The following is a 23960-nucleotide window of genomic DNA, read 5'->3' as shown; positions in this document are numbered from 1 at the left end:
CGCGGCCGTCAGGTGGCCGCGGCGAGCGCCGCGTCGAGGGCGCCGTACCGGTCGTCGCGGCCGGAGACCCACTGCTTGTGGCCCATGAGCTCGAAGATGCGCCGGTGCTTCGGGTTCTTCCAGGTCATGCCGAGCAGCGCGCGCTGGAACGCCTCGGCCTTCGCCTCGGGCAGCGCCGGCAGCGCGTCGAACATCGCGAAATCGTAGGCCGGCGTGGTCCAGAGGACGTCGACCCGGCGGAGGTCGATGTGGCCGTTCGCCTGCTCGGCGAGCCACACCGCGTCCCCGACCGCCGCCGCCTGCGCCTTGCCCTCGTGCAGCGCCGCGAGCGCCTGGACCTCGCTCGTCGCGGTGTCGCCGTGCTTGCCGACGTCCACCTCGAACGGCATGAGCTGGATCTTCTCCACAGCCACCCCCGCCTGCCGGAGGAAGTGGAGCGGCAGGATGCGCGCGTGCGCCGAGTCGACGCTCCCGACCGCGAGCGCCTTGCCCTCCAGGTCGCTGAGCGCCCCGACGGCGGCGTCGCGGCGGACGAGCAGCTTGCTGTGGAAGTCGCGATCGATCTCGCGCATCGCCAGCGAGCGGGACCGCCCCTCGGTCTGCCGCTTCACCCGCACGTGCGCGACGGCGCTGTTCCAGGCCACGTCGATGTGCCCGCGGATCAGCGACTCGACCTGGCGCTCGTAGGTAGAGAACAGCGCGAAATCAATCAGGATTCCATGTTCGCGGAAGTGCTCGCGCAGGCTCTCCCACAGCGTCACCACCTTGGCGTCATGCGCCACGGCGCCGACGAGCATCGCCAGGTCCTTCATCCGGTGCCTCGCACGGGCGGCGACGCTAGCACGAGCTTCGCCCGCCGGGAGCCCCGCGTCTCGCACATCGCCGCCTCGCGGGCGGCCTCTTGCCCATCCAGCGCCCAACCGGGCTACGCTGCGTCCGTCGTGCACGCCGGCGCGGGTTCATTTCAGTTTCGTCCCCCGGCGCTCCGCGCCTGATGGCTCGCTTCCGTTCCACCCTCATTCCCCTTCTGCTCGGCCTTTTGCCGCTCGGCGCGCTCGCCGTCCCGGCGCACGCCGCCCCGACGTCCGCACGTCCGGCTCAGGCCAACCTCAACCCCGGTCAGCCCAACCTCAACCCCGGTCAGCCCAACCTCAACCCCGGTCAGGCCAGCGTCGCCCCTGTCGACGCTGTCAACCCTTCGGCACGGGCCGTGCCCTCGGGCGAGGCCGGCACGCAGGCCACCGACGTGCCGTCGCTCGGCCAGCCGCTGGCCCTCGGAGAGCTCGTCGGCAAGCCGATCGTCCGCATCGATGTCACGGCGCAGGGCGATCGATGGCAGATCGTCTCGCCGGTCACGAGCGTCGACCTCGGCGAGCCGCTCAGCCCCGACGCCGCGCGCCGCGCCATGCGCGAGCTGCTCGCCTCCGGCAACTTCGCCCGCGCGTCGGCCGAGGCGTACCTCGTGCCGGACGGCGCCGCGCTCCGGATCGTCGTCGTCCCCCGCAGGAGCATCGCCACCATCCAGATCACCGGCGGCGCGCTCGACCGGCAGGACACCCTCGAGGCCGCCGGCATCGCCGAGGGCGGCGAGATCACCGCGGCCACGCTGGCCGAGATCAGCCCCCGCATCCGCGCGTTCTACGCGCTTCACGGCTACCCCGCGACCGCCGTCACGATCCGCGCCGTCGACACCGACGAGCCCTCCCAGGTCGTCCTCGCCCTCGACATCGAGGCCGGCGCTCCGCGCGTGGTCTCCGAGCGCGTCTTCGTCGTGGCGCCGCGCGCGGACCGGGAGCTCGGCTCGCTCAAGCAGAGCTACGGCCTCGGCGTCGGCGCCCGCGTCGACGAGCCCGCCCTCGCCGTGGCCGACCGCGAGATGGCCGAGCTGCTCCGCCGGAGCGGCTTTCACGAGGCCGAGGTCTCCCACCGCGTGCTCGCGGTCGGCCCGCACAACTACCTCTACGTCTACCTCGAGCCCGGCGCGCGCATCGTCCCGGTCTTCGACGGCAACCGCGCCTTCGACGACGACGCCCTTGAGGCCGCGCTCCATCTCGGCGAGACGACCGAGACGAAGACGAACGATCTCACCGATCGGCTCCGCGCGTTCTACGTCGCGCGCGGCTTCCTCGACGCCGAGGTCACCCCCTCGCTGGGCGGCAAGCCCGACGATGCGGTCCGTTACCTGACCTTCACCGTCCGCGAGCACGACCAGGTGCGGGTCACGAAGCGCGTCTTCCCTTGCCTCACGGGCGACCTCGGCCCGGACGACCTCGGCCGCGAGATCGAGAGCTTCCTCGAGGAGGACCTGCCCGGCGCCGACGCCTTCTCGATGCCCGACCCGCGAGGCATCTCGGACCTCTTCGGCCCGACCCGCGGCGCCGGCGGCCGGGCTCGGCCCGTCGAGCTCATCCCCTCGATGACGTACGCGCAGGAGACCTACGAGCGCGCCCTCAAGCACCTCCGCGATCTCTACTTCAGCAAGGGCTACCTGAACGCGGTCGTCGGCCCTGTCTCCGTGCTCCGCGCCACCTGCTCGCGCCGCTCCCCGCCGGGCGCCTGCGTCCCCGAGCCGGTCGCCGAGCGCGTCACGGCCCAGTGCCTCACCGACGCGCAAGGGCTCCCCCTCCCCGAGCCGCCCGTCCCCGCCGCCCTCACGTGCCGCCCCGACGCCGCCCGGCACATCGCGTGCGCCCCCGAGGTGACGCTCCGCATTCCGGTCCATCCCGGCCCGCAGACCCAGCTCTACGATCTCGCCTTCGAGGGGAACAAGGGCTTCTGCGGCCAGACCGGCCTGAGCGAGCGCGACCGCGCCCTCTGCGCCGAGGCGCGGCCGTTCAGCGAGCGCTGGCTCAGCGACCTCGCCGATCTGAAGGTCGGACAGCCCCTCTCGACGCTGGCCCTCGACGCCGCGCGGCTGCGCATCATGGATGCTTACCGCGACCTGGGCTACGCGTTCGCCGAGGTCCGCACGGCCATCGAGCCCTCGCCCGACCGCACGCGCGCCCGCGCGCGCTTCATCGTCTCGGAGCGAGATCGGGTGTTCGTCACCGGCATCGTCGTCAAGGGCGCCGTCCGGACCGACGAGCAGCTGATCCTCCGCCGCGTGCTGCTCCGCGAGGGCGCGCCGTTCCGCCAGTCGCAGGCCCGCCTGAGCGAGGAGCGCATCGCCACGCTCGGCCCCTTCTCCAGCGTGTCGATCTCGCTCGAGGATCCCGAAGTCCCGCAGAAGAACAAGCGGGTCGTCATCCACGTGGTCGAGCAGCTGCCGCAGTACCTCAACCCGCAGATCGGGTTCTCGACCGGCGAGGGCGCGCGCCTCGCCTTCGAGTACGGACACCGCAACATCGGCGGCCTCGCCATCGGCCTCACGATGGGCGTCCAGCTCAGCTACCTGTTCGAGTTCATGATCGTGGACAAGGCGGCGAGCCGCCACTACGAGGAGCTCCAGGTCGACGACCAGCTGGAGCGCCGCATCGCGGTCTCGGTCGCGCTCCCGGACATCGGCCTCGGTCCGCTCGTCAGCATGTCGCTCGCGGGCATCCACGTGCGCGACAACCAGCTGGATTTCGGCGTCACGAAGACGGCGATCATCCCCGCGATCACCTACCGCCCGCGGCGCGCCGTGACGACGCAGCTCGCCCTGTCGACCGAGCTGAACAAAGTCGGATTCTTCCCGGGCGCGGTCGGCGCCGACAAGCGGGATATCCTCGATCAGCTGCGCATGCCCGAGGGCGACACGATCGCCCTGGCGCAGCGGCTCGACGCGTCCTGGGACACGCGGGATACCCCCTTCGCCGCGACCCGGGGCTTCCTCCTCTCCGGCGGCGTCGAGCACGTCGACGCCTTCAACGCCTTCGCCTCGGTCCGGACCCAATCGAGCTTCCCCGAGAGCCACTTTCTGCGATTCACGGGCCGTGTGTCGGGGTATATCCCCCTCGCGCCGCGGTCGCGGCTCACCCTCGCCCTGAGCCTGTCCGGAGGGTATATTCAGCCGCTCGTGGCCCAGAGCGGGACGTACCCGGATCGCCTGTTCTTCCTCGGCGGCGTCGACTCGCTCCGTTCCCATCTGGCCGAGTCGCTCTATCCTGAGGACGGGCTCGAGGAGGCGAAAAAGGCGCTGGGCGGGGACGCGAAGGTCTCGACCGACGATATCCCGCGCGGCGGGACGGTGATGGTGAACCCCCGCGCCGAGCTGCGCATTCCGCTGACCGACCTGCTCCAGCTCGGGCTCTTCCTCGACGCGGGCAACCTCTGGATCAGGGCGAAGAACGTCAACCTCGATCCGCGGCTCTTGCGTTACGGGATCGGCGCCGGCCTGCGGGTGAACACGCCCATCGGTCCCCTCGCCTTCGACTACGGCTTCAACCTGGATCCGCGCGACGAGCTGGACGAGATCGACGGTGCACTCCACTTCTCCGTAGGGCTCTTTTGACAGGCCGCGTCGCGCGCGAGGCGGCTCCCAACCGCATGATGATAACGAGGCTCCCCTGATGAACCGTTCACTCCGGATATGTGCTCTGCTCGCCCTGACATCGACCCTCACGATCGCCGGCTGCGGCGACGACGAGAGCGCCGCGCCGAGCAGCGCGGCGAGCACGTCCGGCTCCGGCGGGTCCGGCGGGCAAGGCGGGCACGGTGCGGCCGGCGGATCGGCGGGCAGCGGCGGAGAGGGCGGGCAAGGCGGCTCGGCTGGCGGCGATGCCACTGGCGGCGGCGGAGCGGGCGGGCAAGGCGGCGCGACGAGCAGCGCCTCGGCTGGCGGCGATGCCGCAGGCGGCGGCGGAGCGGACGGGCAAGGCGGCGCGACGAGCAGCGCCTCGACGGGCGGCGGCGATGCCGGCGGCGGCGGCGCCTCGACGAGCAGCGCCTCGACGAGCAGCGCTTCGACGAGCAGCGCCTCGACGAGCAGCGCTTCGACGGGCGGCGGCGATGCCGGCGGCGGCGGCTCGACGAGCAGCGCCTCGACGAGCAGCGCCTCGACGGGCGGCGGCGATGCCGCAGGCGGCGGCTCGGTGAGCAGCGCCTCGACGGGCGGCGGCGACGCCGCAGGCGGCGGCTCGGTGAGCAGCGCGTCGACGGGCGGCGGCGGCGCCGCAGGCGGCGGTGGAGAGGGCGGGGCGGCGGAGTGCGGCGACCTGCGGTGTGACGCCAGCGAGACGTGCGATTCGTGCGCCACCGACTGCGGCGTGTGCCCTCCGATCCCGCCGGTCTGCGGTGACGGCGTGTGCGAGCCCGGCAGGGAGAACTGTCAGGCGTGCGCCACCGACTGCGGCGCGTGCCCGCCGGCCGAGTGCAGCCACGACCTCTGCGAGGAAGGCGCTCCCCTGCTCATGGGCTGCGACCCGTGCGTGACCGAGCTGTGCGCGGAGGACCCGGCGTGCTGCATGAGCAACTGGGACACCCACTGCGTCGCCGGCCTCACCGCCGCCTGCGGGCGGGCCTGCGGGTGCGCCCACGACCTCTGCGAGATGGGCGAGCCGCTCGACCCGTCCTGCAACAGCTGCGTCGAGACCGTATGCGGGGAGGACGGAGACAGCTTCTGCTGCACGATCGGGTGGGACGAGAGCTGCATCGCGCTCTCGGAGATACTCTGCGACGCCACGTGCCTGTGAGCTCGGCTCGCCGCCCGAAAGGCGAGCCACGCATGGCGCTGTAGCGACGGCGCTCCGCCGTGAACCCGACCGGCTCGACGGGTGGAACGACATCGTCCCATGCCGCCGGGCCGCGCGCCGACGCCGCACGATCGGCGTCGGCGCCCCTGGCGAGCCCCCGGTTGCCCTCTCGGACGGCGGCCGGTCGACTCGCGGCCTCGGACCGCCGCCGGCCCCGCGCTCAGCGCGCCGTCGCCGCCTTCATCTCGCGCACGAAGCTCGCGACGGCGCGCGCGGCGGCCTCGGGATCACCGACGTTCGCCGAGACCCGCTGGACGACCGCGGACCCGCTGACCACGCCGAACGCCCCGGCGGCGAGGGCGTCGCGCACGTGCTCGGGCTTCGAGATGCCGAACCCCAGGATCGCGGGCGGCGCACCGAACCGGCGCAGCGTCTCGAAGAGCGCCCCGTGGCCGAGGCGCAGCTGCTCGTCCGCCCCCGTCACGCCCTTGCGCGTGACGCAGTAGGTGTACGCGTCGCACCGCTCCGCGAGCCGCTGCAGCGTGGCCTCCGAGGCGTTGAGCGGCGCGATCAGCACCGGCGCCACCCCCACGGCGCGCGCCGCCGCCACGTACGGATCCGACTCCTTCACCGGCACGTCGGCGACGAGCACGCTGTCGACCCCGGCCGCGGCCACCGACGCGTAGAAGCCCGCCAGATCGCGGTGCTTCACGAGGTTCGCGTACGTCAGGATGCCGATCGGCACCTCCGGCGCCTCCGCCCGGAAGCGCGCCAGGAGCTCGATGCAGTCGGACGGCCTCACGCCGGCCTCGAGCGCCCGCACGGCGGCGGCCTGGACCGTCGGGCCGTCCGCGATCGGATCCGAGAACGGGATCCCGACCTCGATCGCGTCTGCGCCGCCCTCCACCGCCGCGCGCAGCAGCCGCGCGCTCGTGGCGAGGTCGGGATCCCCCAGCATCAGGAAGGGGATGAACGCCCCCTCGCCCCGCTGCCGCAGCCGCTCGAATGCGCGATCGTAGCGCGTCGTCACCGTCTCCCGACTCATGTCGACCTCCCGGGATCGAGCAGCCTCTGCGCCTGCTCCATGTCCTTGTCTCCGCGGCCCGACAGGTTCACGACGAGCACCGCCTCGCGCCCTGCCTGCGCCGCCTCCGCCACCATCTTCAGCGCGTGCGCGATCGCGTGCGCCGACTCGAACGCCGGGATGATCCCCTCGCTCCGCGAGAGCCGCTGGAACGCGTCGAGCGCCTCGTCGTCCGTCGCCGCGACGTACGTCGCTCGGCCCGACGTCATGAGGTGCGCGTGCTCCGGCCCGACGCCGGGGTAGTCGAGCCCCGCCGAGACCGAATGCGTCTCGGCGACCTGCCCCTGCTCGTCCTGGAGGATGTAGGTCTCCGACCCGTGCAGCACCCCCGGGCGGCCCTTGAGGAGCGTCGCCCCGTGCTTGTCGGTCGACAGGCCGTGGCCGGCGGGCTCGACGCCGACGAGCGCCACGTCCTTGTCCGGGATGAACTCGGAGAAGATCCCCATGGCGTTGCTGCCGCCGCCCACGCACGCGACCACCGCGTCGGGCAAGCGCCCCTCGGCCTGCAGGATCTGGGCACGCGCCTCGCGGCCGATCACCCACTGGAAATCGCGCACGATCGTGGGGAACGGGTGAGGCCCGGCGACCGTCCCGATCAGGTAATGCGTGTCCTCGTAGCTCTCGGTCCAGTAGCGCAGCGCCTCGTTGAGGGCGTCCTTCAGCGTCTGCGAGCCCGAGGTCACGGGCACCACCTCGGCCCCCATGAGGCGCATCCGGAAGACGTTGAGCCGCTGCCGCTCGACGTCCTTCGCGCCCATGTAGATGCGCGTCGGCATGCCGAGCAGGGCCCCGATCATGGCGGTCGCGACGCCGTGCTGGCCGGCCCCCGTCTCGGCGATGAGCCGCCGCTTGCCCATGCGCCGCGCGAGCAGCCCCTGGCCGAGCGCCTGGTTCGTCTTGTGCGCGCCGCCGTGGAGCAGGTCCTCGCGCTTGAGGTACAGCTTCACGCGCGGGTCGCCGGTCAGGTTCCGGCACAGGGTGAGCGGCGTCGGGCGCCCCGCGTAGGTCGTCAGCAGCCCGTCGAACTCCGCCGCGAACGACGGATCGCCGCGCGCCTCCAGGTACGCGCGCTCGAGCTGCTCGAGCGCGGGCACGAGGATCTCCGGGACATAGGCGCCGCCAAAGGCGCCGAAGCGGCCGCTTTGCTGCATGGTGATTGCCTCGATCGTCGGTTGTGCGTTGTGGGTCGTGAGAGGTGCCGTCAGGGGGAGGCGCGGTCCGCCGGGGCCGCGGGGTCAATGTCGTGGCGCGACGGGCCGCGCGCGCTGTCGAACAGGCGCACGAGCAGGTCGGCGCACTTCTCGCCGGGCGCGCGCTCGACGCCCGACGCGACGTCGAGCCCCCACGTCCCCACCCGGCGCGCCGCGGCGATGTTGTCCGGGTTCAGCCCGCCCGCGAGCAGGCTCCGGGCGCGCGCCGGGTGGCCGTCGATCGCGCTCCAGGCGAACGTCCGCCCCGTGCCTCCCCGCGCCTCCGCCGTGCGCGTGTCGAAGACCAGCCGATCGGCGCTGCGCTCGACCTCCGCGCCAGCGCCCACCTCGCCGGCCGCGCTGGCTGCCTCCCCGGACGGCGCCATCGGGACCGCCTTCCAGACCTCGCACCCCTCGGGGAGCGCGCGCCGCAGCGCCTCGATGAACGCCGCGTCCTCGTCGCCGTGGAGCTGCACGGCGCGCAGCCCGATCGCCCGCGCCGTATCGGCGACGAAATCCACGGATTGATTGAGGAAAACACCGACGAAGGGCAGCCCCGCGGCTGTGGCGACCACGATCTCGGCCTGCTCGCGCGTCACCCGCCGCGGCGAGGTCTCGGCGAAGACGAGGCCGCCGAAGCGGGCCCCGAGCCGCTCCGCCTCGCGCGCGTCCCCGGGCCGGGTCAGGCCGCAGATCTTCACCCTGCCGGTCACCAGCGCGCGCGCGGCGTCCGCGATGTCGGGGCTGCGCATGAGCGACGTGCCGACGAGGAACCCGTCCACCGAGGGCGCGAGCCGCTCCACGTGGGCGCGCGACTCGACGCCCGACTCGGCGATGACGATCCGATCGCGCGGCACGCGCGGGGCGAGCCGCTCCGAGACGGCGAGATCGACCTTGAGCGACTTGAGATCGCGGTTGTTGATGCCGATCACGGGCGCGGGCAGCGCGAGCGCGCGCTCGAGCTCCGCCTCGTCGTGAACCTCGACGAGGCAGTCCATGCCGAGCGCCTCGGCGGCGCCCAGGCACAGGAGCGCGGTCGCGTCGTCCAGCACCGACAGCATGAGCAGGATCGCGTCCGCGCCGTGCGCCCGCGCCTCGATCACCTGGTAGGGCGTCACGACGAAGTCCTTGCAGAGGATCGGGACGTCCACGACCGCGCGCACGGCCTGGAGGATCTCGAAGCTGCCCTGGAAGAAGGGCTCGTCGGTCAGCACGCTCACCGCGTCGGCGACGCCGTAGTATGCGGCGGCGACGGCGTGCGGGTCGAAATCCGGCCGGATGAGGCCCTCGGACGGGGAGGCCTTCTTGCACTCCAGAACGAACCGCGCGCCCGGCGCGGAGAGCGCGCGCCGGAGGCTCCGCGAGGTGGGCGGCGCGCTCGCCCGAAGGCTGGCGAGCGGGGTCCGCCGCTCGCGCTCCGCCACGTCCGCCCGCTTCCGCGCCACGATGCGCGCGAGCACATTGCCCTGCTCAGCCATGTTTCGCCTCCTTCCGCGCTTCCTGGGCCCCGTCCCGGCTCAGCGCCACGAAGCGCGTGAGCCGCTCCGCCGCGCGCCCGGAGCCCAGCACGTCGAGCGCCAGGGCCGTCCCTTCCCGCAGCCCCTCCGCGCGCCCGGCGATCCAGAGCAGCGCGCCGGCGTTGATCGCGACGGCGTCGCGGTGCGCGGGCGCCCCGCGCCCGGCGAGCAGGTCGCGGAGCCACGCCGCGTTCGCCGCCGGGCCGGCGCCCCGGAGCGCGTCGATCGGCGCCGGCGCGACCCCCGCGTCGGCCGGGTCGATCGTGAGCTCCTCGACGACCCCATCGCGGAGCCGGGCCGCGCGCGTCGGGGCGTGCAGGGCGACCTCGTCGAGCCCCCCGCCGTGGACGACGAGCGCGGCCTGGCACCCGAGCATGCCGAGCGTGCGCGCGGCGTGGGTGACGAGCTCCGGATCGTAGATGCCCATCACCTGGATCGGCGGCGCGCTCGGGTTCACGAGGGGGCCGAGCAGGTTCATGATCGTGCGCACCTTGAGGGCGCGGCGCACGGGCATCGCGTGGCGGAGCCCGGCGTGGTACTGCGGCGCGAAGAGGAAGCAGAAGCCGACCTCGTCGAGGGCGCGGCGCGAGACCTCGGCCGGCGGGTCGAGCCGGGCGCCCAGCGCCTCGAGCGCGTCGGCCGACCCGCACTGGGAGGAGACCGAGCGGTTGCCGTGCTTGGCGACCGGCAGGCCTGCTTCGGCCGCGACGAAGGCGACGGCCGTCGACACGTTGACGGTGGACTGCCCGTCTCCGCCGGTGCCGCAGCAGTCGGCATAGGCATAGGTCGGCCGCGCGAACGGCACCGACATCCCCCGGAGCGCGCGCGCCGCGCCCGCGATCTCGGCGGGGGTCTCGCCCTTCGCCTTGAGCGCGACGAACAGCGCGGAGAGCTCGATCTCCGTCAGCGCACCGGCGATCAGGTCGCGGAACAGCGCCTCGGTCTGCTCCGTGGAGAGGTCCACGCCGGCGCAGAGCGCATCGATGACTGCATGCATCATGGTTCTCTCCTCATGTTCACGGCTGTTCTGGCAGACACTGATCCTCGGGACTCGGGCGTCGCGCCGCGGCGCACTGCATAGCGGACAAAAGCGAAAAGGCCCACCGTTGTTCCGGCGGGCCCTCTTTCTTCTTTCCTTCAGGTCGTCCTCCCCGCAGGGAGGCGCTTTACCCGGGATAAGGGCCCGCCGTGGTACAGCACCAGCGCCACCAGCGCAGCCCTGCCACGCACGAACCCACCTCGACGGCCGAGCACGACGCGCCGCCGAGGACGAAGGCCTCGGAACAGCAGCGAGCGCAGGACGCGGGGAGCGCGCGGGACATGCGGGGAACATAGCTTGCGGGTGCGACGAGCGTCAAGCGGGTTCCGCGCGCCTTGAGCCGCCGCTTCAGCCGCCATGGCCCGAGCTTCCTCGGATCAGCGAACCTCCGAGGCCTCCGCGCTCTCCACCGCCATCCGCGGGCGGCGCCTCCGCTGGAGGGTCCTCGTGCCCTCGCTGGCGGCCAGCGCCGGCATCGCGACGGTGAACAGCGGCCCGAAGGCCGGCGCGGGATACCGGCTCTCGCCGGCGCCTCGGTAGAACCTGAAGGATAGAGAGCACGTTGTCGACGATCTCTGCGCGCTCGGGCCGGCGCCGCATCACGTCCGTCATGTGGCAGACGAGATAAGAGACGTGGAATATTTGTTGGTGCTTGGAAGACCCCTCTGGCGGCAGCTTGCGTCGCGCAAGGAGCGTCGGTCGTCGGTCAGCTGAGGGTCATTTGAGGGTCAACCGAGCACGCGTGACGATTCGCCGTTGACACCAGCACATCGTCTGGCGTCCCCTTACCCTCCATGAGCGCGATGGAGTTCGAGGCGGCGCTGGACGGCGCGCAGCTGCGCCCGATCGGCGTGATCCGGTCCTTGCTCAAAGAGCGCAGCGAGGCGCCCAGACAAGGATCGGAGGGAGCGCCGGATGCCTGGCTCGAGGTGTACCCGTGGGCGGCGGAAGGGCTGCTGGGCCTCGCCGTCGGCGACGAGATCATCGTCATCACGTGGTTTCACCAGGCGCGCCGCGACGTCCTCCGAGTCCACCCGCGGTCCGACGCGCGCAATCCGCTCACGGGCGTCTTCGCGACGCGATCTCCGGACAGGCCGAACCCTCTCGGCCTTCATCCCGCCTTCGTCCGTGCCATCGACGGCGACCGCCTGCGCATCGGGCCCATCGAAGCCGTCGACGGCACACCGGTCGTCGACATCAAGCCGGTCCTGACGTGAGGAACAGGGGTGCGATGATCGCTACCTGGAGATCACGATCCAGGTGAGCTCGTCGATCCCGGAGAGCGGCGCCGTCTTGACGACCGCGCCGTCGGCCACTCCTGCGGCCGGCGCCGAGAGCTTGCCGTCGTACTCGCTCATGGTCCGGAACTTCACGGGTGTTCCAGGCGCCAGGTCCGAGGGGGCCTGGACGCCGACGGGCGAGTCGCTGGTCGTCGCGAACGGGTAGAGCGCGTAGACCGCCACGATCTCCTCCCCGCCGAGATCGGGGAGCGGCGGCACGCGCTCCGGCGGGATCCTCCGGGCCGCGATGTCGTGGAGGGCCTCGCCGAGCGGCGCGGCGAGCGCGGCGCGGCTCACGGTGAGCTGAAGGCCATCGCCGACCTCCAGGACCTGCGGATCGTCGCTGCTCGGACCAAGGACGGCGCCCGCGGGCAGGTGCGGCACGAAGAGCGATCCCGCGTCGACGGTGACCGCGCCGGTGAAGCGCAGCGGGAACATGGTCGTCCCCCGGCGCGGCGTCGTCCCCGCGTCCTCCATCGACTTCACCACGAAGTCGACCGGCGGCTCCGCGTCGCAGACGAAGGTGAAGCGACCATCCGCCCTCGATCGGTCCGAGTAGCAGACCGAGGTATTGCAAAACAGCACGGTGGCTCCGCCGATGGGCTGTCCCGCCTCGTCCGCGAGCACGCCGGTCACGCCTGGACCCGCTGGCGCGCCGCCTGCGCCGGAGCCGCCGCCGCCCGTCGCTGCGCCGCCGGCGTCGCCACCACCGCTGGTCGCTGCGCCGCCGCCTCCGGCGCCGCCGCCCGTCGCTGCGCCGCCTCCGGCGCCGCCGCCCGTCGCTGCGCCGCCGCCGGCGTCCCCCGCCCCGCTGGTCGAGCCGCCGCCTCCGCCGCAAGCGGACGCAATCAGCGCGACGACCAGGAGCAGGGCGCGCCTCATCATTCGGCCAGCGCCTGCTCGATGACCGCCGTCATCGCATCAGGATCATACTCGTGCGTGACATACCGGACGATGCCGTCCTTGCCGACGATCACGTCGACCGGAAACGGGTTGGGGCCGGGGAAATTGGACGTCACGGCGCCGTACGTGCTCGCGGTCTCCTCGAGCCCGACCGGGAAGCTGACCTTGATGTTGTCGCAGTACGCCTGCACCTGGCCGATCTGATCGACCGGCTCCCTCGGGTTGAGGGCCACGACCTGCAGCCCCCGGTCCTTGTATTTGCGCCAGAAGCGCTCCTCGGTGTCCGGCAGGTGGTTGGCGCAGACCGGACAGAAGGTGGCAAAGTAGGTGAGCAGAAGCACGCCCCCTGCCGACTCCTCCGAGGTCCATGTCGTGCCGTCCAGCATCGTGCCCCTGGTCGCGGGCAGGGGCGCGCCGACGCTCACGCCGGGCGCGTTACCGACGAGGTAGGTCTTCCGCACCGGGGCCGCAGGGTCGTCCGAGGCGATGTGGAGATAGCCGATCTCCTGGTCCGCCTCCGAGGCGAGGTACGTCACGTTGAGCTCGATCTTCTCGCCGGGCGCGATCCGCGCCTGGCGCGGCTCGACGCTGAACGCGGAGCCGCTGACCCAGCTGTCCACCAGCGTGAGCGGCGCCGTCCCCTGGTTCGTGACCTCGAGCGGGAGCGTCTTCGTGTCCCCGACCGCGACCGGGCCGAAATCGATCCGCGCAGCGGATTCCGGGAGACGGATGTTGGGGGCGAGGCGGTCCGGCTCGAGGCGGTAAGAATAGGGGTTCTCCCAGGTGCCGATGAACACGTCCTGACCCCGGGCGGCGACGCCGAAGGTGCGCATCGTGGGGAGCTCGCGCTCCGGATCCTCGTACTCGAACGCCCTCGGGATGCGCACTGCCGCGATGAAGGTCGGGGCGGCGGGCGTGGACACGTCGTACACGCGCACGTCGTTCCACGCGGCGACGAAGAGGCGGCGCTCGGAGTAGGCCAGTCGGAGCGGGGTCCCGGGCATCTCGGCGCGACCGACGACGACCGGGCTCGCGAGGTCGGAGATGTCGACGACGGCGACGCCCGCAGAGCCCGCCGCCACATAAGCGAAGTCGCCGTCCACGACGACGCCCTTCGCCTGGCCCCCGGTGGCCACGCGCCCGAGCTCGACCGGCGCCGTCGGGTCCGTCGCGTCGACCGTGACGAGCCCGTCCACGCCGTCGGCGACGAAGACATGGTTGTCGCGCGCCGCGACCCCCCATGCATTGGTGAATCCACCCAGGCTGCCGACCCGCGTGAACCCGACCGCGCTGTCGTAGCGGTAGACGCCGAGGCCATCTCCGTGCAGCCCCACGAAGACGTTGTGGTTCGCGACGTCGACGCCCTCGTAGCTGATCCCCTCCTCCTGCAGGACGGGGAGCTGCACCGGGGCCTCGGGATCGCTGATGTCCCAGCCGCTGAGGAACGCCGGGTTCCGGATGTTGCCGAGGTGCGTGGTGAAGACGAGATCGTCGTCCCACGCCAGGTGCTTGCAGCCGGGCGTGCGGGAATCGCCGGGGATGGTGTGCTTGAGCCCCCCCGCGAGCACCTCCATGTCGGCGGGGTCCTCCGCCTGGATGACGTTGAACGTGTAGCTGCAATTGAGGAGCAAGCTATCGTCGCGGACGCGGACCTCATCCGTGTGGCTCCCCACGTCATGCAAGCTCTGGAGCTGCACCAGCGGGCTCAGGAAATGCCCGGGCTGGAGCGCGGTTGGGACGCATTCTCCGCCGACGTCCTCGGTGCCCTCGCCGCAGACGACACCGGGGCTCGTCGCCGTAGGCACGCACGCGCCGTCGACATCCTCGGTGCCCTCGCCGCAGACGACACCGGGGCTCGGCGCCGAAGGCACGCACACGCCGCCGGCCGCCTTCGTGCCTGGACCGCACGACAGCCCGGTCTCGCTCACCGCATCGTCGCCTCCGCAGGCGGACAAGGCGAGCAAGATCAGCGCGGAGACGGAAGCGCTACGTCGCAGCAGCGTCATGAAGAGCTCCTTGGATGGGATGAAGGACAGGGCGGCTGATGAAGCAAGGGCAGCGTCCGGGCGAGGATACAAGTCGCCGGGGGGGCCTGGGCAAGGAGAACCGGTGTCGCGGCGGCGCCGGCGCACGTCTCCGACGGTGTCCGCCGTTGCGCCGTCCGGACCAGGCGGGGTCGAGGTCGGGGGGCGGCGGCTCGGATGGGAGCCGCCTCCACGAGCCGAGGGCCTGGGCGACCGAGCACGACGCGTCACCGAGGACGAAGGCCTCGGTGACGCGTGCAGCGCGCCGGACACGTGGTAGGGAATCCCGGCAACGTCGTTGGAAGGGTCGTGGTCGCAGGTAGGCCGCGAGAGAGCACGGAAAGGTTCATGTTGAGGATAGCCATTCTTGGAGGCGGGATCGCCGGGCTGGGCGCGGCGATCTCCCTCGCCGGACGGGGGTTCGACGTGGAGGTTTTCGAGAGGCACGCTGCGCCGACGGACATCGGCGCGGGGATCGTCTGCTGGCCAAACGCCTCGTTCGTGCTCCAGGAGCTCGGGCTCCTGGACTCCGTAGCCGGGCTGGCCGGGCGCCCGACCCGGATGCGGAGGGTCTCGTGGACCGGCGAGGAGCTCGGCGCGCTGGACATCCGGAAGCTGGACGAGCTCATGGGGTCGCCGAGCCTCTCGGTGCTGAGGAGAGAGCTCCAGGCGGCGCTGCTGTCCCGCGCCGACGGGCTGGGTGTCCGCGTGCGGTACGGGCACGCCGCCGATCGCATCGAGCCCTCGGCCGCCGGCCCGGCGAGCGTTCACTTCGCGAACGGAGCGACCGTCACGGCGGACGTGATCCTCGGAGCAGACGGGCGGATGAGATCGGTCGCGAGGGCGTTCGTGCACGGCGACAATCGCCCGAGATACCAGGGCTTCGTCAACTGGCTTGGCACATTCGAGAGCGATCGCGCGGTGTTCTCGGAATCGCAGATCGAGGTGATGGACTGCTGGGGTGTCGGCGTGCGCTTCGGCGTCGTGCCCGTATCTCGGTCGAAGGCGTACTGGGCCGGCGCCGCGGCCTGCCCTGAGGCTCGGGGCAAGGAGCCAGCAGATTACCGGGCCGAGCTCCGCGCCCTCTTCCGCGGGTGGCCGAGCCCGATACCGGAATTGATAGAGGAGACGCCCTCCGAGCGCATGAACAAGGTCTACGTCCACGATCACGATCCCATCGACACGTGGCATCGAGACAACGTCTTGCTGATCGGCGACGCCGCGCACGCGGCGCTGCCCACGTCGGGCCAAGGCGCCAGTCAGGCCCTCGAAGACGCGTGGCACCTGGCCGACTGTCTGAGCAGCGCGGCCTCCCTCGAGGAGGCGTTCACCGCCTTCACGAAGCGCCGCCACGCCAAGAACGCCGCGATCAACGCGGGCGCCCGCGACCTCGCGCGCTCGCTGTTCGCGACCGATCCTGCGCTCTGCGAGGCGAGGGATCGCAGGAGCAAGGCGACCGACTACGGGGCCATGGTCCAGGGCATGGCGAGGGGCTGGTCCAGCGGACTGCCGATGAGCGGGCGTCCGGGCGCCGCGTCGGCTCGGCCCCAGGCCTGACGAGCCCGGGAGGGGCGCGGCGCCGGCACGTTCAAATTCCGGCTGCCGGCGCCCCGGGCTCGTCCGCTCCCGCAGGATACTTTGCGGCCCGGTACACCGATGGTAGGCCCCGTTCTCCAGGGCGCACGACCTCGCAGCCAGGCGCGACCGGCCCTCGCGAGGCGCCCGCGCGGCCCTCCCCCCTGCGTGCCCATGATCACCGCCGAACCAGGTCCCCCGCCGCCGCCGAGCGCCGCCGGCTCTCATGACAGCGTCCCGCCGCGATCGCAGAGCGGTCCGCCCGCCCGGCAGAGCGCGCCGCCGGGGCGGTCCCTCCCCCCGCCGGGGCGGTCGGCCCCTCCGCCGCCGCGCCGCAGCGCCTGGACCACCCGCCTCGGTGAGGCCTGCGTGCTCGGCCTCGGCGTCGCCTCGCTCTCCGCCGTGCCGACCGCGCTGCGCACCGCCCGCGCCGGCGCCTCCTTCCTCGACGGGCTCCTCGTCGGCACCGCCGTCCTGCTCCCGCTCGTCACGCTCGCGCTCATCCTCTCGCGCGCCGCCGGCCGCGGCTTCCGCGGCATCGTCGGCGCGGGCGGCGAGCGGCTCGCCGTCCTCCGCGTCGCGCTCTGGATCGGCGTCGCCTTCCCGGTGCTCGCCGCGCTCGCCGCCCTCCTCAAGGCGACGACCCACCACCGAGGCCTCGCCGGCGCGACCTTCGGCGTCCTCGGCCTCGCCGGCGTCGCGGCGGCGGCGCTCGTCACCCAGCGCCTCGTCGCGCTCGGCGATCGCCTCGCCGCCCGCGGCGTGAAGCCGTGGCTGCTCGCCGTCGCCGGCACGGCCATCGGCGTCGTCCCCCTCGTCGCCGCCTTGGCTCCGCTCGCCGCCCACGCGGGCAACACGAGCGGCGACGCCGGGGCCGCCGTGCGCGCCGCCATCGTTGACGGCGCCATCGCGCTCGTGGCGACCGCGCTCGTCTCGAGCGTCGACCTCAGCGCGGCCGTCGGCCGCCTCGCCGGCATCGCGGGCGTCCCGCTCGCCGCCCTGGTCCTCATGACCGCGACCGCCCGGATCGAGTCGTTCCCCCCGCTCGGCCAGGCCGTGCGCGCCGGCGGCGGCCTCGCGGCCACCCTCTTCAGCGCGCTCGAGCAGTGGACCGACCGCGACGGCGACGGGATGGGCTCGCACTTCGGCGGCCTCGACTGCGACGAGGGCGACCCCACCCGGTATCACGGCGCGCGGGAAACGCCGGGCGACGGCATCGATCAGGACTGCAGCGACGGAGCCCACGAGGGCGCCGCCCCCCTGCCCGCCAGGGCCGTCGCGGGCTCGCCTGCCGGCGCCCTCACGACCGCGGCTGCCGGCGCCAAGCCTGCCGCCGCTTCCAGCGCCGCGTCGACCGCTCCTGCCGGCGCCCCGCCGGCCGCTCCCGCCGGCGCCACGACGGCCGCGCACGTGCGCGCCGCGTCGGCGCCTGCCGCGCGCGACGAGGGCGGCGCGGTCATCCCGGCCGTCCTGACGAAGACCATCTCCCCCGCCGGGGCCACGCCTGCCTCCCCCGCGCCCGCCGCCGCGCCGATGCGCCCCGACGTCCTCCTCATCACGCTCGACACGGTCCGCGCCGACCACACGTCGGCCTACGGCTACGGCCGCGACACCAGCCCGCGGCTCGCCGAGCTCGCGGCCCGCGGCGTGCTGTTCGAGCGCGCCTACGCCGCCTCGAGCGAGACGCAGCGGGCCATCTCGCCGCTCGTCACCGGCCGCCGCCTCAACCGGGCGGCGCGCGACCGCCGCGAGTGGCCGACGCTGCTGCCCGAGAACGACACCCTCGCGGAGCGCATGAAGCGCGCCGGCTACCTCACCGCCGCGGTCAGCTCGTTCACGTGGATCAGCCAGGAGCGCGGCTTCGATCAAGGGTTCGACCGCTTCGAGACCGTCTACGGCGACGCCCACCCGGAGCGCGAGGCGACAGGCCACCTCGCGGTCGAGAAGGCCATCGAGCTCCTCGAGGGGTATGCCCAGCGCACCCAGCCGATCTTCCTCTGGCTCCACCTCTTCGACGCCCACGAGCGCTACGTCGCCCACCCCGGCATCCGCTTCGGCTCCGGCAGGACCGCCGCCTACGACGGCGAGATCGCCTACGTCGACCGGCAGCTCGGCGCCCTGCTCGACGCCGTGGCGAGGGGCCCCCGCGCCGGCCGCACGGCGGTCATCGTCCACGGCTCGCAGGGAGAGGGGCTCGGCGAGCACGGCCCCGTCGGGCACGGCGTCGAGCTCTACGAGGAGGCGATCCGCGTCCCCCTCGTCATCGCCCTCCCCGGCGCCGCGCCGGGCCGTTATCCGCATCCCGTGAGCACGGTCGACATCGCGCCCACCGTCCTCGACATCGGCGGCGCGGAGGCCACGGCCGTCGAAGGCGCCTCCCTGACCGCCATCGCCACGGGCGCCGAGCGCGCGCCCCGGGGACCGGTGTTCGCTCGCACGGCCCGCCGCGCCGCGGTCGTCGACGGGCAGCTCAAGCTCCTCGTGATCGAGCGAAAGAAGCGGGCGAAACAAGACCGCCTGCTCCTGTTCGATCTCGGGAGCGATCCCCGCGAGACCCGCGACCTGTCCGCCGAGCGGCGCTTCGAGGCCGACCTCGGGCGGCTCCGCGAAAAGTTGTCTGCCTTCGAGTCTCCCTCGCAGTAGAGTTTACTGCGAGGGATCATGCACAGGTTCGCCCCTTCGACGCGGAAGCCCGCGCCCCCGCGCGCGAGGGCGCTGCGCGCCGCCGTCGCCGTCGGCTTCGCGGTGGCCCTCGCGTCGCTCGCGCTGCTCGTGGTGCGGCTCGCGGATGCGCCGTCCGTGCCGCTGACGCTCGGCGCGGGCGCCATCACGGGCTCGCTGCCGCGGCGCCTCCGGTTCGAGTGGCGCCTCGTGCGCGATCGCCACTGGCAGATCGCCTCGTCGCCTGCCGAGTCGCGCGAGGCCACCGACCAGATCGAGGGCACCCGCGGCGCCTGCCCGACGGGCATGGTCGAGGTCTCCGGCCTCATGAAGCTCGACCCGGCGCCGAAGGCCCAGGGCGACCTGCGCTCCATCGACGAGATGCAGCGGACCACCTGCAAGCACTGGATCAGCAGGGACTACCCCGAGCGGTGCGCGGAGTTCGATCGCGAGAAGTGGCTCTCGATGTCGAAGGACCTCGACACGAAGCCGATGCACTTCTGCATGGATCGCTACGAGTACCCCAACCAGAAGGGCGTCTATCCTTTCATCCTCGTCTCGTTCTACGAGGCGAACGAGCTCTGCGCCGAGGAGGGCAAGCGCCTCTGCGACGAGGCCGAGTGGACCTTCGCCTGCGAGGGCGAGGAGGCGCGCCCCTACCCCTACGGTTACATCCGCGAGCCTGAGGCGTGCGTCGTCGATCAGGCATGGCGCCCGTACATCGAGACCGCGCTGCGCCCGCGGGGCGGCCCCGCGGCCATGGCCGAGATGGACCGGCTCTGGCAGGGCATGGCGTCGGGCGTCCAGCCCCGCTGCCGGAGCCCCTTCGGCGTCTACGACATGACCGGCAACATCGATGAGTGGACCCGTTCCGTCCGCGAGGGCGAGCGCCCCTCCATCCTGAAGGGCGGCTACTGGGGCCCTGTCCGCACGCGCTGCCGCCCCTCGACCCGCTCGCACGACGAGAACCACATGTTCTACCAGCAGGGCTTCCGCTGCTGCGCGGACCACGGCGCCACGATCGGCGTCCCCGCGGAGCGCGCCGTCACCGGCGACCCTGCCGCCGCCCCGCTGCCGCGCGAGCTCCGCTGACGCGCTCGCCGCCGCGCACACGAGCGCGCGGCCGCTCGCGCTCGCCGCGCAGTCGACCGCGCTCGCCGCAGCGCGTATCCTCTGCGCTGATGGACCACCCCCCCGCCGGACAGGGTGCCTCGCCTGGCCCCCGCGACGTGCGCGCCGAGCACGCCGGCACACGCCTCGCTGCCCGGGCGGAGCCGCCGGGCGCCGCGCCGGCCCCGCCGCGCGCGCGCCAGCTCGATCGGCTGACCGGGCTCGTGCTCCTCGCCGCCGCCGCCGTCGTGCTGCTCCCGATGGCGCCTGTCGTGTTTCGGGCGGTCGCCGGCGATCGCTCGCCGGTGCAGAGCGCTGGCCGGTTCGCGCACGTCCTCGACGGGCGTCCCTCGGCGGATCGGGGCGCGCAGATCCACCCTCGCTTCCCGTTCGACGAGGATCCAGGCTCCGACGAGCGGCCATCACCTCACGACGACGGCCCTGCCCTCGATGACGAGGAGGACCCGGGCGCGCCTGGGCGCCTCCAGGCGGGCATCGCCTCGCGCGGCATCACGCTGCTCGACGAGCCGCGGGCGGACGGCGCCCGGGTCGGCTCCATCGCCGCCGGCGAGATCGTGATGATCGTGCGCGAGGCGGGCGCGTGGGCCCTCGTCATGAAGAACGGCGGGGGCGACCTGCTCATGGGCTGGGCCCGCCGGAGCGAGATCGCCATCCGATGAGCGCGCGCTCGCCGGAGTCGCCGCGCGCCTACCGCGGTCGCCTGCTCACCCCGATCCCCGCGTCGCCGGACGGCGCTCAGGTCCGGACCATCGACGACGCGCTGCTCGTGGTCGGCAGCGACGGTCGGATCGCCCAGGCAGCGCCGTTCGCCCCGGGCGCGTTCCGCGGGCCGGTGCTGGACCTGCGGCCTGCGGTGTTGATGCCTGGCTTCATCGACGCGCACGTCCATTTCCCGCAGACGCGCGTCATCGGCAGCGCCAGCGGCCCGCTGCTCGACTGGCTGGAGCGGTCGGTCTTCCCCGAGGAGGCCCGCTTCCGCGACGAGGCCTATGCCACGCGCGTCGCCGGCGAGTTCACGGGTCGGCTGCTCGCGTCGGGCACGACCACCTGCGTCGTCTTCTCCAGCTCGTGCGCCGGCGCGACCGACCGGCTGTTCCGCGCCCTCTTGGCCGCCGGCTTGCGCGGCATCGCCGGCCTCACGCTCATGGACCAGAGCTGCCCGGAGGCGCTCCGCGTCCCTCGCGACGAGGCCATCCCCGCCGCCCGGGATCTCGTGCAGCGCTGGCACGGCGAGGGCGGCGGCCTCCTCGAGTTCGCGATCACCCCCCGCTTTGCCCCGAGCTGCTCCCGTCCCTTGATGGAGGCGGCCGCGCGGCTCGCCCGCGATCACGGCCTCCTCGTGCAGACGCACGTCGCCGAGAACCCGGCCGAGGGCGAGGCCACGTTGCGCGCGCACCCCTGGGCGCGCGACTACGTCGACGTCTACGACCGCGTCGGCCTGCTCACCGGGCGCGCCCTGCTCGCGCATGCCATTCACCTCTCGCCGCGCGAGTGGGACCGCCTCGCGGAGACGGGCTCGTCGGTCGTCCACTGCCCCGACTCGAACTTCTTTTTGGGCAGCGGCCGCATGCGCCTCTCCGACCCGCGCGCGCGCGGGGTCCCTGTCGGGCTGGGCAGCGACGTCGGCGCCGGCCGCAGCTTCGACATGCGCCGCAGCATGTCGAGCGCGTTCGACAACGCCCTCTGCCTCGGCGACCGCCTGACCCCCGCCGATCTCTTCGTCATGGCCACGCAGGGCACCGCCGACGCCGTCGGCCTGGGCCGCGTCGTCGGCAGCCTCGACGTCGGCAAGGAGGCGGACTTCATCGCCGTCCGTTTCCCCGAGCACGTGATCGGCGAGGCCGAGACGCTGAACCACCTCGTCTTCGCGTCCGACGCGACCGTCCAGCGCGCCTTCGTGCGCGGCCGGCCTGTCTACCCCTGACCGGTCCCCCTCTCCTCCTCGGCGGCCTCGTAGACCTCGAGCTCCCAGACGAGGATCTCGAAATCCCGCCGCAGGATGTACCGTGCGCCGTCGTCCCCGCGCACCTTGAAGTAGAGGTGATCGCCCCCGGGCCACCGGTCGAGGATCTCCGTCACCCGCACGCGGCGCTCCCCCAGGGTGACCGTCTCGGGCTCTTCGCTCCCGCCGTGGCCGGCACGGCACGCCACATCGACCCGCATCTGCCTTTCGCGCAGGGTAGCAGGTGCGGGCGCCCGGCTCCCGCGATCCCTCCACGGAGAGGGCTCGCTCGGCCGGACGCCCCGAGGTGGCGGCGCTCCCGGGGCGTCGCGCCCGGGAGCGCCTCCTCGCTCAGTTCGGGTTGACCGAACAGCCGTAGAGCAGCTCCATGCCCGCTGTGTTGTCCTGCGCCGCCATGGCGCACGTGTCCTCGCACAGCTTGATGATCCCCTCCTCGATATAGAAGGACGAGGACGTCCCCGCGCACTCCTCGAGGTTCTTCACCTGCGAGAAGGTCTTCTTCTGCCCGCCGTTGCTCGGCGTGAACTCGATCTGCACCGTCTTCAGGTCGATCGAGTGCCCATCCGGCGCCTTGGGCACCTCGATTTCACACGACAGCTTGGCGCCCGAGATCACGCTGTCTGCGATGGCCTGGAACACCGCATCGTAGGTGGCGTGCTGCTGGATCGGGTATCTCAGCCCGCCGGTCATGACGCTGAGGACCTGATAGGTCGTCCCGGGATCGACCGAGTCTGGCCGGCACTGCTCCCAGGTGGCGGGCGCCTCCGGCGGCCAGGGGGCCGTCGGCGGGGTGTTCTCCTTGATGCCCACGAAGCTGAAGAACTTGTAGTTGCGCGCGTCCTTCGAGCCGAAAAGTTCCGGCGCGATCGCCGTCAGGGCCGCGTCGAAGGCCTCTGCCGATTTGGTGCCGCCGGCGACGTTCTTGTTCGCGGGCTCGTCATCGTCGACGTCGAAGAGCGTGATGTCAGCCCCCTCCTCGAAGAGCGCCTTGTCCGCGCCGAGCGACTTCGTCGTGCAGTTGACGCCGTCATCGGTGATCTCGACGAACACCTTCAGCGAGTCCGTCCGCAGCCACTGCGACCACCCGGGCGACGTGGCCTCTCCCTTGGGCGGGATCGCCCCATTCAGCGTGTCGATCGCCAGACAGAGCGAGTCGAGGCTGCCGATCTCCAGGCTGTACTGGTAGAAGTGCGGCGGGTTGCTGTTCGGGTTCTGCGGGACCGGCGAGCAGCTCCCGCTGCCGAGCGGCGCCTCGATGCAGACCGACTGCTCGACGTCCGAGCTGCCGTGCTTCGAGAGCATGATGACGCGGTAATCGATCTTGCTCGCCGCGATGATCGAGGCGAAGTTCTGGTTGATGTTCCGTTGGACGCTGTTGATCTCGTCCGTCATGCTCCCCGAGTTGTCGATGATGAAGATGATGTCGGCCGGGCGCTGCTGGTAATCGGCCTGCAATCGGGTCGCGATGCACGCCGTGTCCTCGTTGAGCCCCGCGTCCTTGTCCCCGGTCCCTGAGCCGACATCGAACTCACCGCCGTTCCCGAACCCGCTCCCGGACGTCTCGCCGCTGCCGCCGCTGCCGCCGCTGCCGCTGCCGCTCCCAGAGCCGCTGTTGCCGGGGCTCGCCTCACCACCCCCGCCGGAGCACCCGCCGATGGCCGCCGCGGCCGCAAGCAAACCCAGACCAACCAGCCCAACAAGCGTCTTCGTCGAGAGCTTCAAATTGACCTCCAAATCGGGGAACGCGACAATGCGCAGCGACGGATGTTACCAGACTCACGTCCCGATGGACGCGATCGACATGAAATAATCTAGCCCGACAGGAGGTAGACAACCGACCACCGTTGTCGGTCCAGGGACCTTGTCCACGACCATTCGACTCGCCCTCTGGGACAGGCTCACCAAAGGAGCGAGGAGATGGCCGAGGGCGGGTGAATGGGAGCGACGCCCGACGAGGCGGCCCGGGGCAGCCCGGCGAGAC

Annotated in this window: 18 protein-coding genes; 9 read left to right on the top strand and 9 right to left on the bottom strand. The window is 72.5% G+C overall.

The window, feature by feature from the left end:
* Positions 1 to 8: 8 nt before the first annotated feature.
* Positions 9 to 812 (bottom strand): phosphate/phosphite/phosphonate ABC transporter substrate-binding protein, encoded by an 804-nt coding sequence (locus tag WMF14_RS06375; protein WP_272100702.1) that lies wholly within the window; start codon positions 810 to 812, stop codon positions 9 to 11.
* 182 nt (positions 813 to 994) lie between these two features.
* On the opposite strand from WMF14_RS06375, the gene WMF14_RS06370 reads away from it, so the two are divergent.
* Complete coding sequence (locus tag WMF14_RS06370; RefSeq protein ID WP_437799280.1) at positions 995 to 4432, top strand: POTRA domain-containing protein; 3438 nt, start codon at positions 995 to 997, stop codon at positions 4430 to 4432.
* A gap of 58 nt (positions 4433 to 4490) precedes the next feature.
* Entirely contained in the window at positions 4491 to 5612 is a 1122-nt protein-coding gene (locus WMF14_RS06365) for a hypothetical protein (RefSeq protein ID WP_437799279.1), read from the top strand.
* A 220-nt stretch (positions 5613 to 5832) separates the two neighbouring features.
* Here the strand turns inward: WMF14_RS06365 and trpA are convergent, their stop codons facing one another.
* The 4 genes from trpA to trpD are packed head-to-tail and all read right to left on the bottom strand — an operon-like array spanning position 5833 to position 10400.
* Positions 5833 to 6657, bottom strand: a complete 825-nt coding sequence (gene trpA / locus WMF14_RS06360) for a tryptophan synthase subunit alpha (protein WP_437799278.1) — start codon at positions 6655 to 6657, stop codon at positions 5833 to 5835.
* Positions 6654 to 7847, bottom strand: a complete 1194-nt coding sequence (gene trpB / locus WMF14_RS06355; RefSeq protein WP_272100695.1) for a tryptophan synthase subunit beta — start codon at positions 7845 to 7847, stop codon at positions 6654 to 6656. The genes trpA and trpB overlap by 4 nt, the downstream gene beginning before the upstream one ends.
* Positions 7848 to 7897: 50 nt before the next feature.
* The gene (gene trpCF, locus WMF14_RS06350) at positions 7898 to 9364 is read right to left on the bottom strand and encodes a bifunctional indole-3-glycerol-phosphate synthase TrpC/phosphoribosylanthranilate isomerase TrpF (protein ID WP_437799277.1); all 1467 of its coding nucleotides are present in this window, start codon (positions 9362 to 9364) and stop codon (positions 7898 to 7900) included.
* On the bottom strand, positions 9357 to 10400 hold the full coding sequence (gene trpD, locus WMF14_RS06345) for an anthranilate phosphoribosyltransferase (RefSeq protein ID WP_437804151.1): 1044 nt from the start codon (positions 10398 to 10400) through the stop codon (positions 9357 to 9359). Before trpD ends, trpCF begins: the two co-directional genes overlap by 8 nt.
* 399 nt (positions 10401 to 10799) lie before the next feature.
* Here trpD and WMF14_RS06340 point away from each other — a divergent pair, with 399 nt between their 5' ends.
* Entirely contained in the window at positions 10800 to 10982 is a 183-nt protein-coding gene (locus WMF14_RS06340) for a hypothetical protein (protein WP_437799276.1), read from the top strand.
* 254 nt (positions 10983 to 11236) lie between these two features.
* Positions 11237 to 11659, top strand: coding sequence for a tRNA (N6-threonylcarbamoyladenosine(37)-N6)-methyltransferase TrmO (gene tsaA, locus WMF14_RS06335; RefSeq protein WP_437799275.1), 423 nt, complete (start codon positions 11237 to 11239; stop codon positions 11657 to 11659).
* A 21-nt stretch (positions 11660 to 11680) separates the two neighbouring features.
* Here the strand turns inward: tsaA and WMF14_RS06330 are convergent, their stop codons facing one another.
* Together WMF14_RS06330 and WMF14_RS06325 are read right to left on the bottom strand one after the other, a co-directional pair.
* Positions 11681 to 12607: a hypothetical protein gene (locus tag WMF14_RS06330; RefSeq protein WP_437799274.1), complete on the bottom strand. Its 927-nt coding sequence runs from the start codon at positions 12605 to 12607 to the stop codon at positions 11681 to 11683.
* Positions 12604 to 14631 carry a redoxin domain-containing protein gene (locus WMF14_RS06325; RefSeq protein ID WP_437799273.1) on the bottom strand — a complete coding sequence of 676 codons (2028 nt, stop codon included), beginning with the start codon at positions 14629 to 14631 and terminating at the stop codon, positions 12604 to 12606. Before WMF14_RS06325 ends, WMF14_RS06330 begins: the two co-directional genes overlap by 4 nt.
* A gap of 366 nt (positions 14632 to 14997) precedes the next feature.
* Here WMF14_RS06325 and WMF14_RS06320 point away from each other — a divergent pair, with 366 nt between their 5' ends.
* From WMF14_RS06320 to WMF14_RS06300, 5 genes are all read left to right on the top strand, one after another.
* Positions 14998 to 16206, top strand: coding sequence for an FAD-dependent monooxygenase (locus tag WMF14_RS06320; protein ID WP_437799272.1), 1209 nt, complete (start codon positions 14998 to 15000; stop codon positions 16204 to 16206).
* Positions 16207 to 16593: 387 nt separating this feature from the next.
* Complete coding sequence (locus WMF14_RS06315; protein WP_437799271.1) at positions 16594 to 18867, top strand: sulfatase-like hydrolase/transferase; 2274 nt, start codon at positions 16594 to 16596, stop codon at positions 18865 to 18867.
* 18 nt (positions 18868 to 18885) lie between these two features.
* The gene (locus WMF14_RS06310; RefSeq protein WP_437799270.1) at positions 18886 to 19977 is read left to right on the top strand and encodes a formylglycine-generating enzyme family protein; all 1092 of its coding nucleotides are present in this window, start codon (positions 18886 to 18888) and stop codon (positions 19975 to 19977) included.
* Positions 19978 to 20066: 89 nt separating this feature from the next.
* Positions 20067 to 20675 (top strand): SH3 domain-containing protein, encoded by a 609-nt coding sequence (locus WMF14_RS06305; RefSeq protein WP_437799269.1) that lies wholly within the window; start codon positions 20067 to 20069, stop codon positions 20673 to 20675.
* Positions 20672 to 21940: a guanine deaminase gene (locus WMF14_RS06300; RefSeq protein WP_437799268.1), complete on the top strand. Its 1269-nt coding sequence runs from the start codon at positions 20672 to 20674 to the stop codon at positions 21938 to 21940. Before WMF14_RS06305 ends, WMF14_RS06300 begins: the two co-directional genes overlap by 4 nt.
* Here WMF14_RS06300 and WMF14_RS06295 read toward each other — a convergent pair.
* Both WMF14_RS06295 and WMF14_RS06290 read right to left on the bottom strand, forming a co-directional pair.
* Positions 21931 to 22179, bottom strand: coding sequence for a hypothetical protein (locus WMF14_RS06295; RefSeq protein WP_272100653.1), 249 nt, complete (start codon positions 22177 to 22179; stop codon positions 21931 to 21933). The two genes, WMF14_RS06300 and WMF14_RS06295, sit on opposite strands and share 10 nt — an antisense overlap.
* Positions 22180 to 22309: 130 nt before the next feature.
* Complete coding sequence (locus WMF14_RS06290) at positions 22310 to 23701, bottom strand: hypothetical protein (RefSeq protein ID WP_437799267.1); 1392 nt, start codon at positions 23699 to 23701, stop codon at positions 22310 to 22312.
* Positions 23702 to 23960 lie beyond the last annotated feature (259 nt).

It is taken from the genome of Sorangium sp. So ce693 (assembly GCF_051521375.1).
Taxonomy (GTDB): domain Bacteria; phylum Myxococcota_A; class Polyangia; order Polyangiales; family Polyangiaceae; genus Sorangium; species Sorangium atrum.
This window is presented reverse-complemented; position numbering and strand designations above follow the sequence as displayed.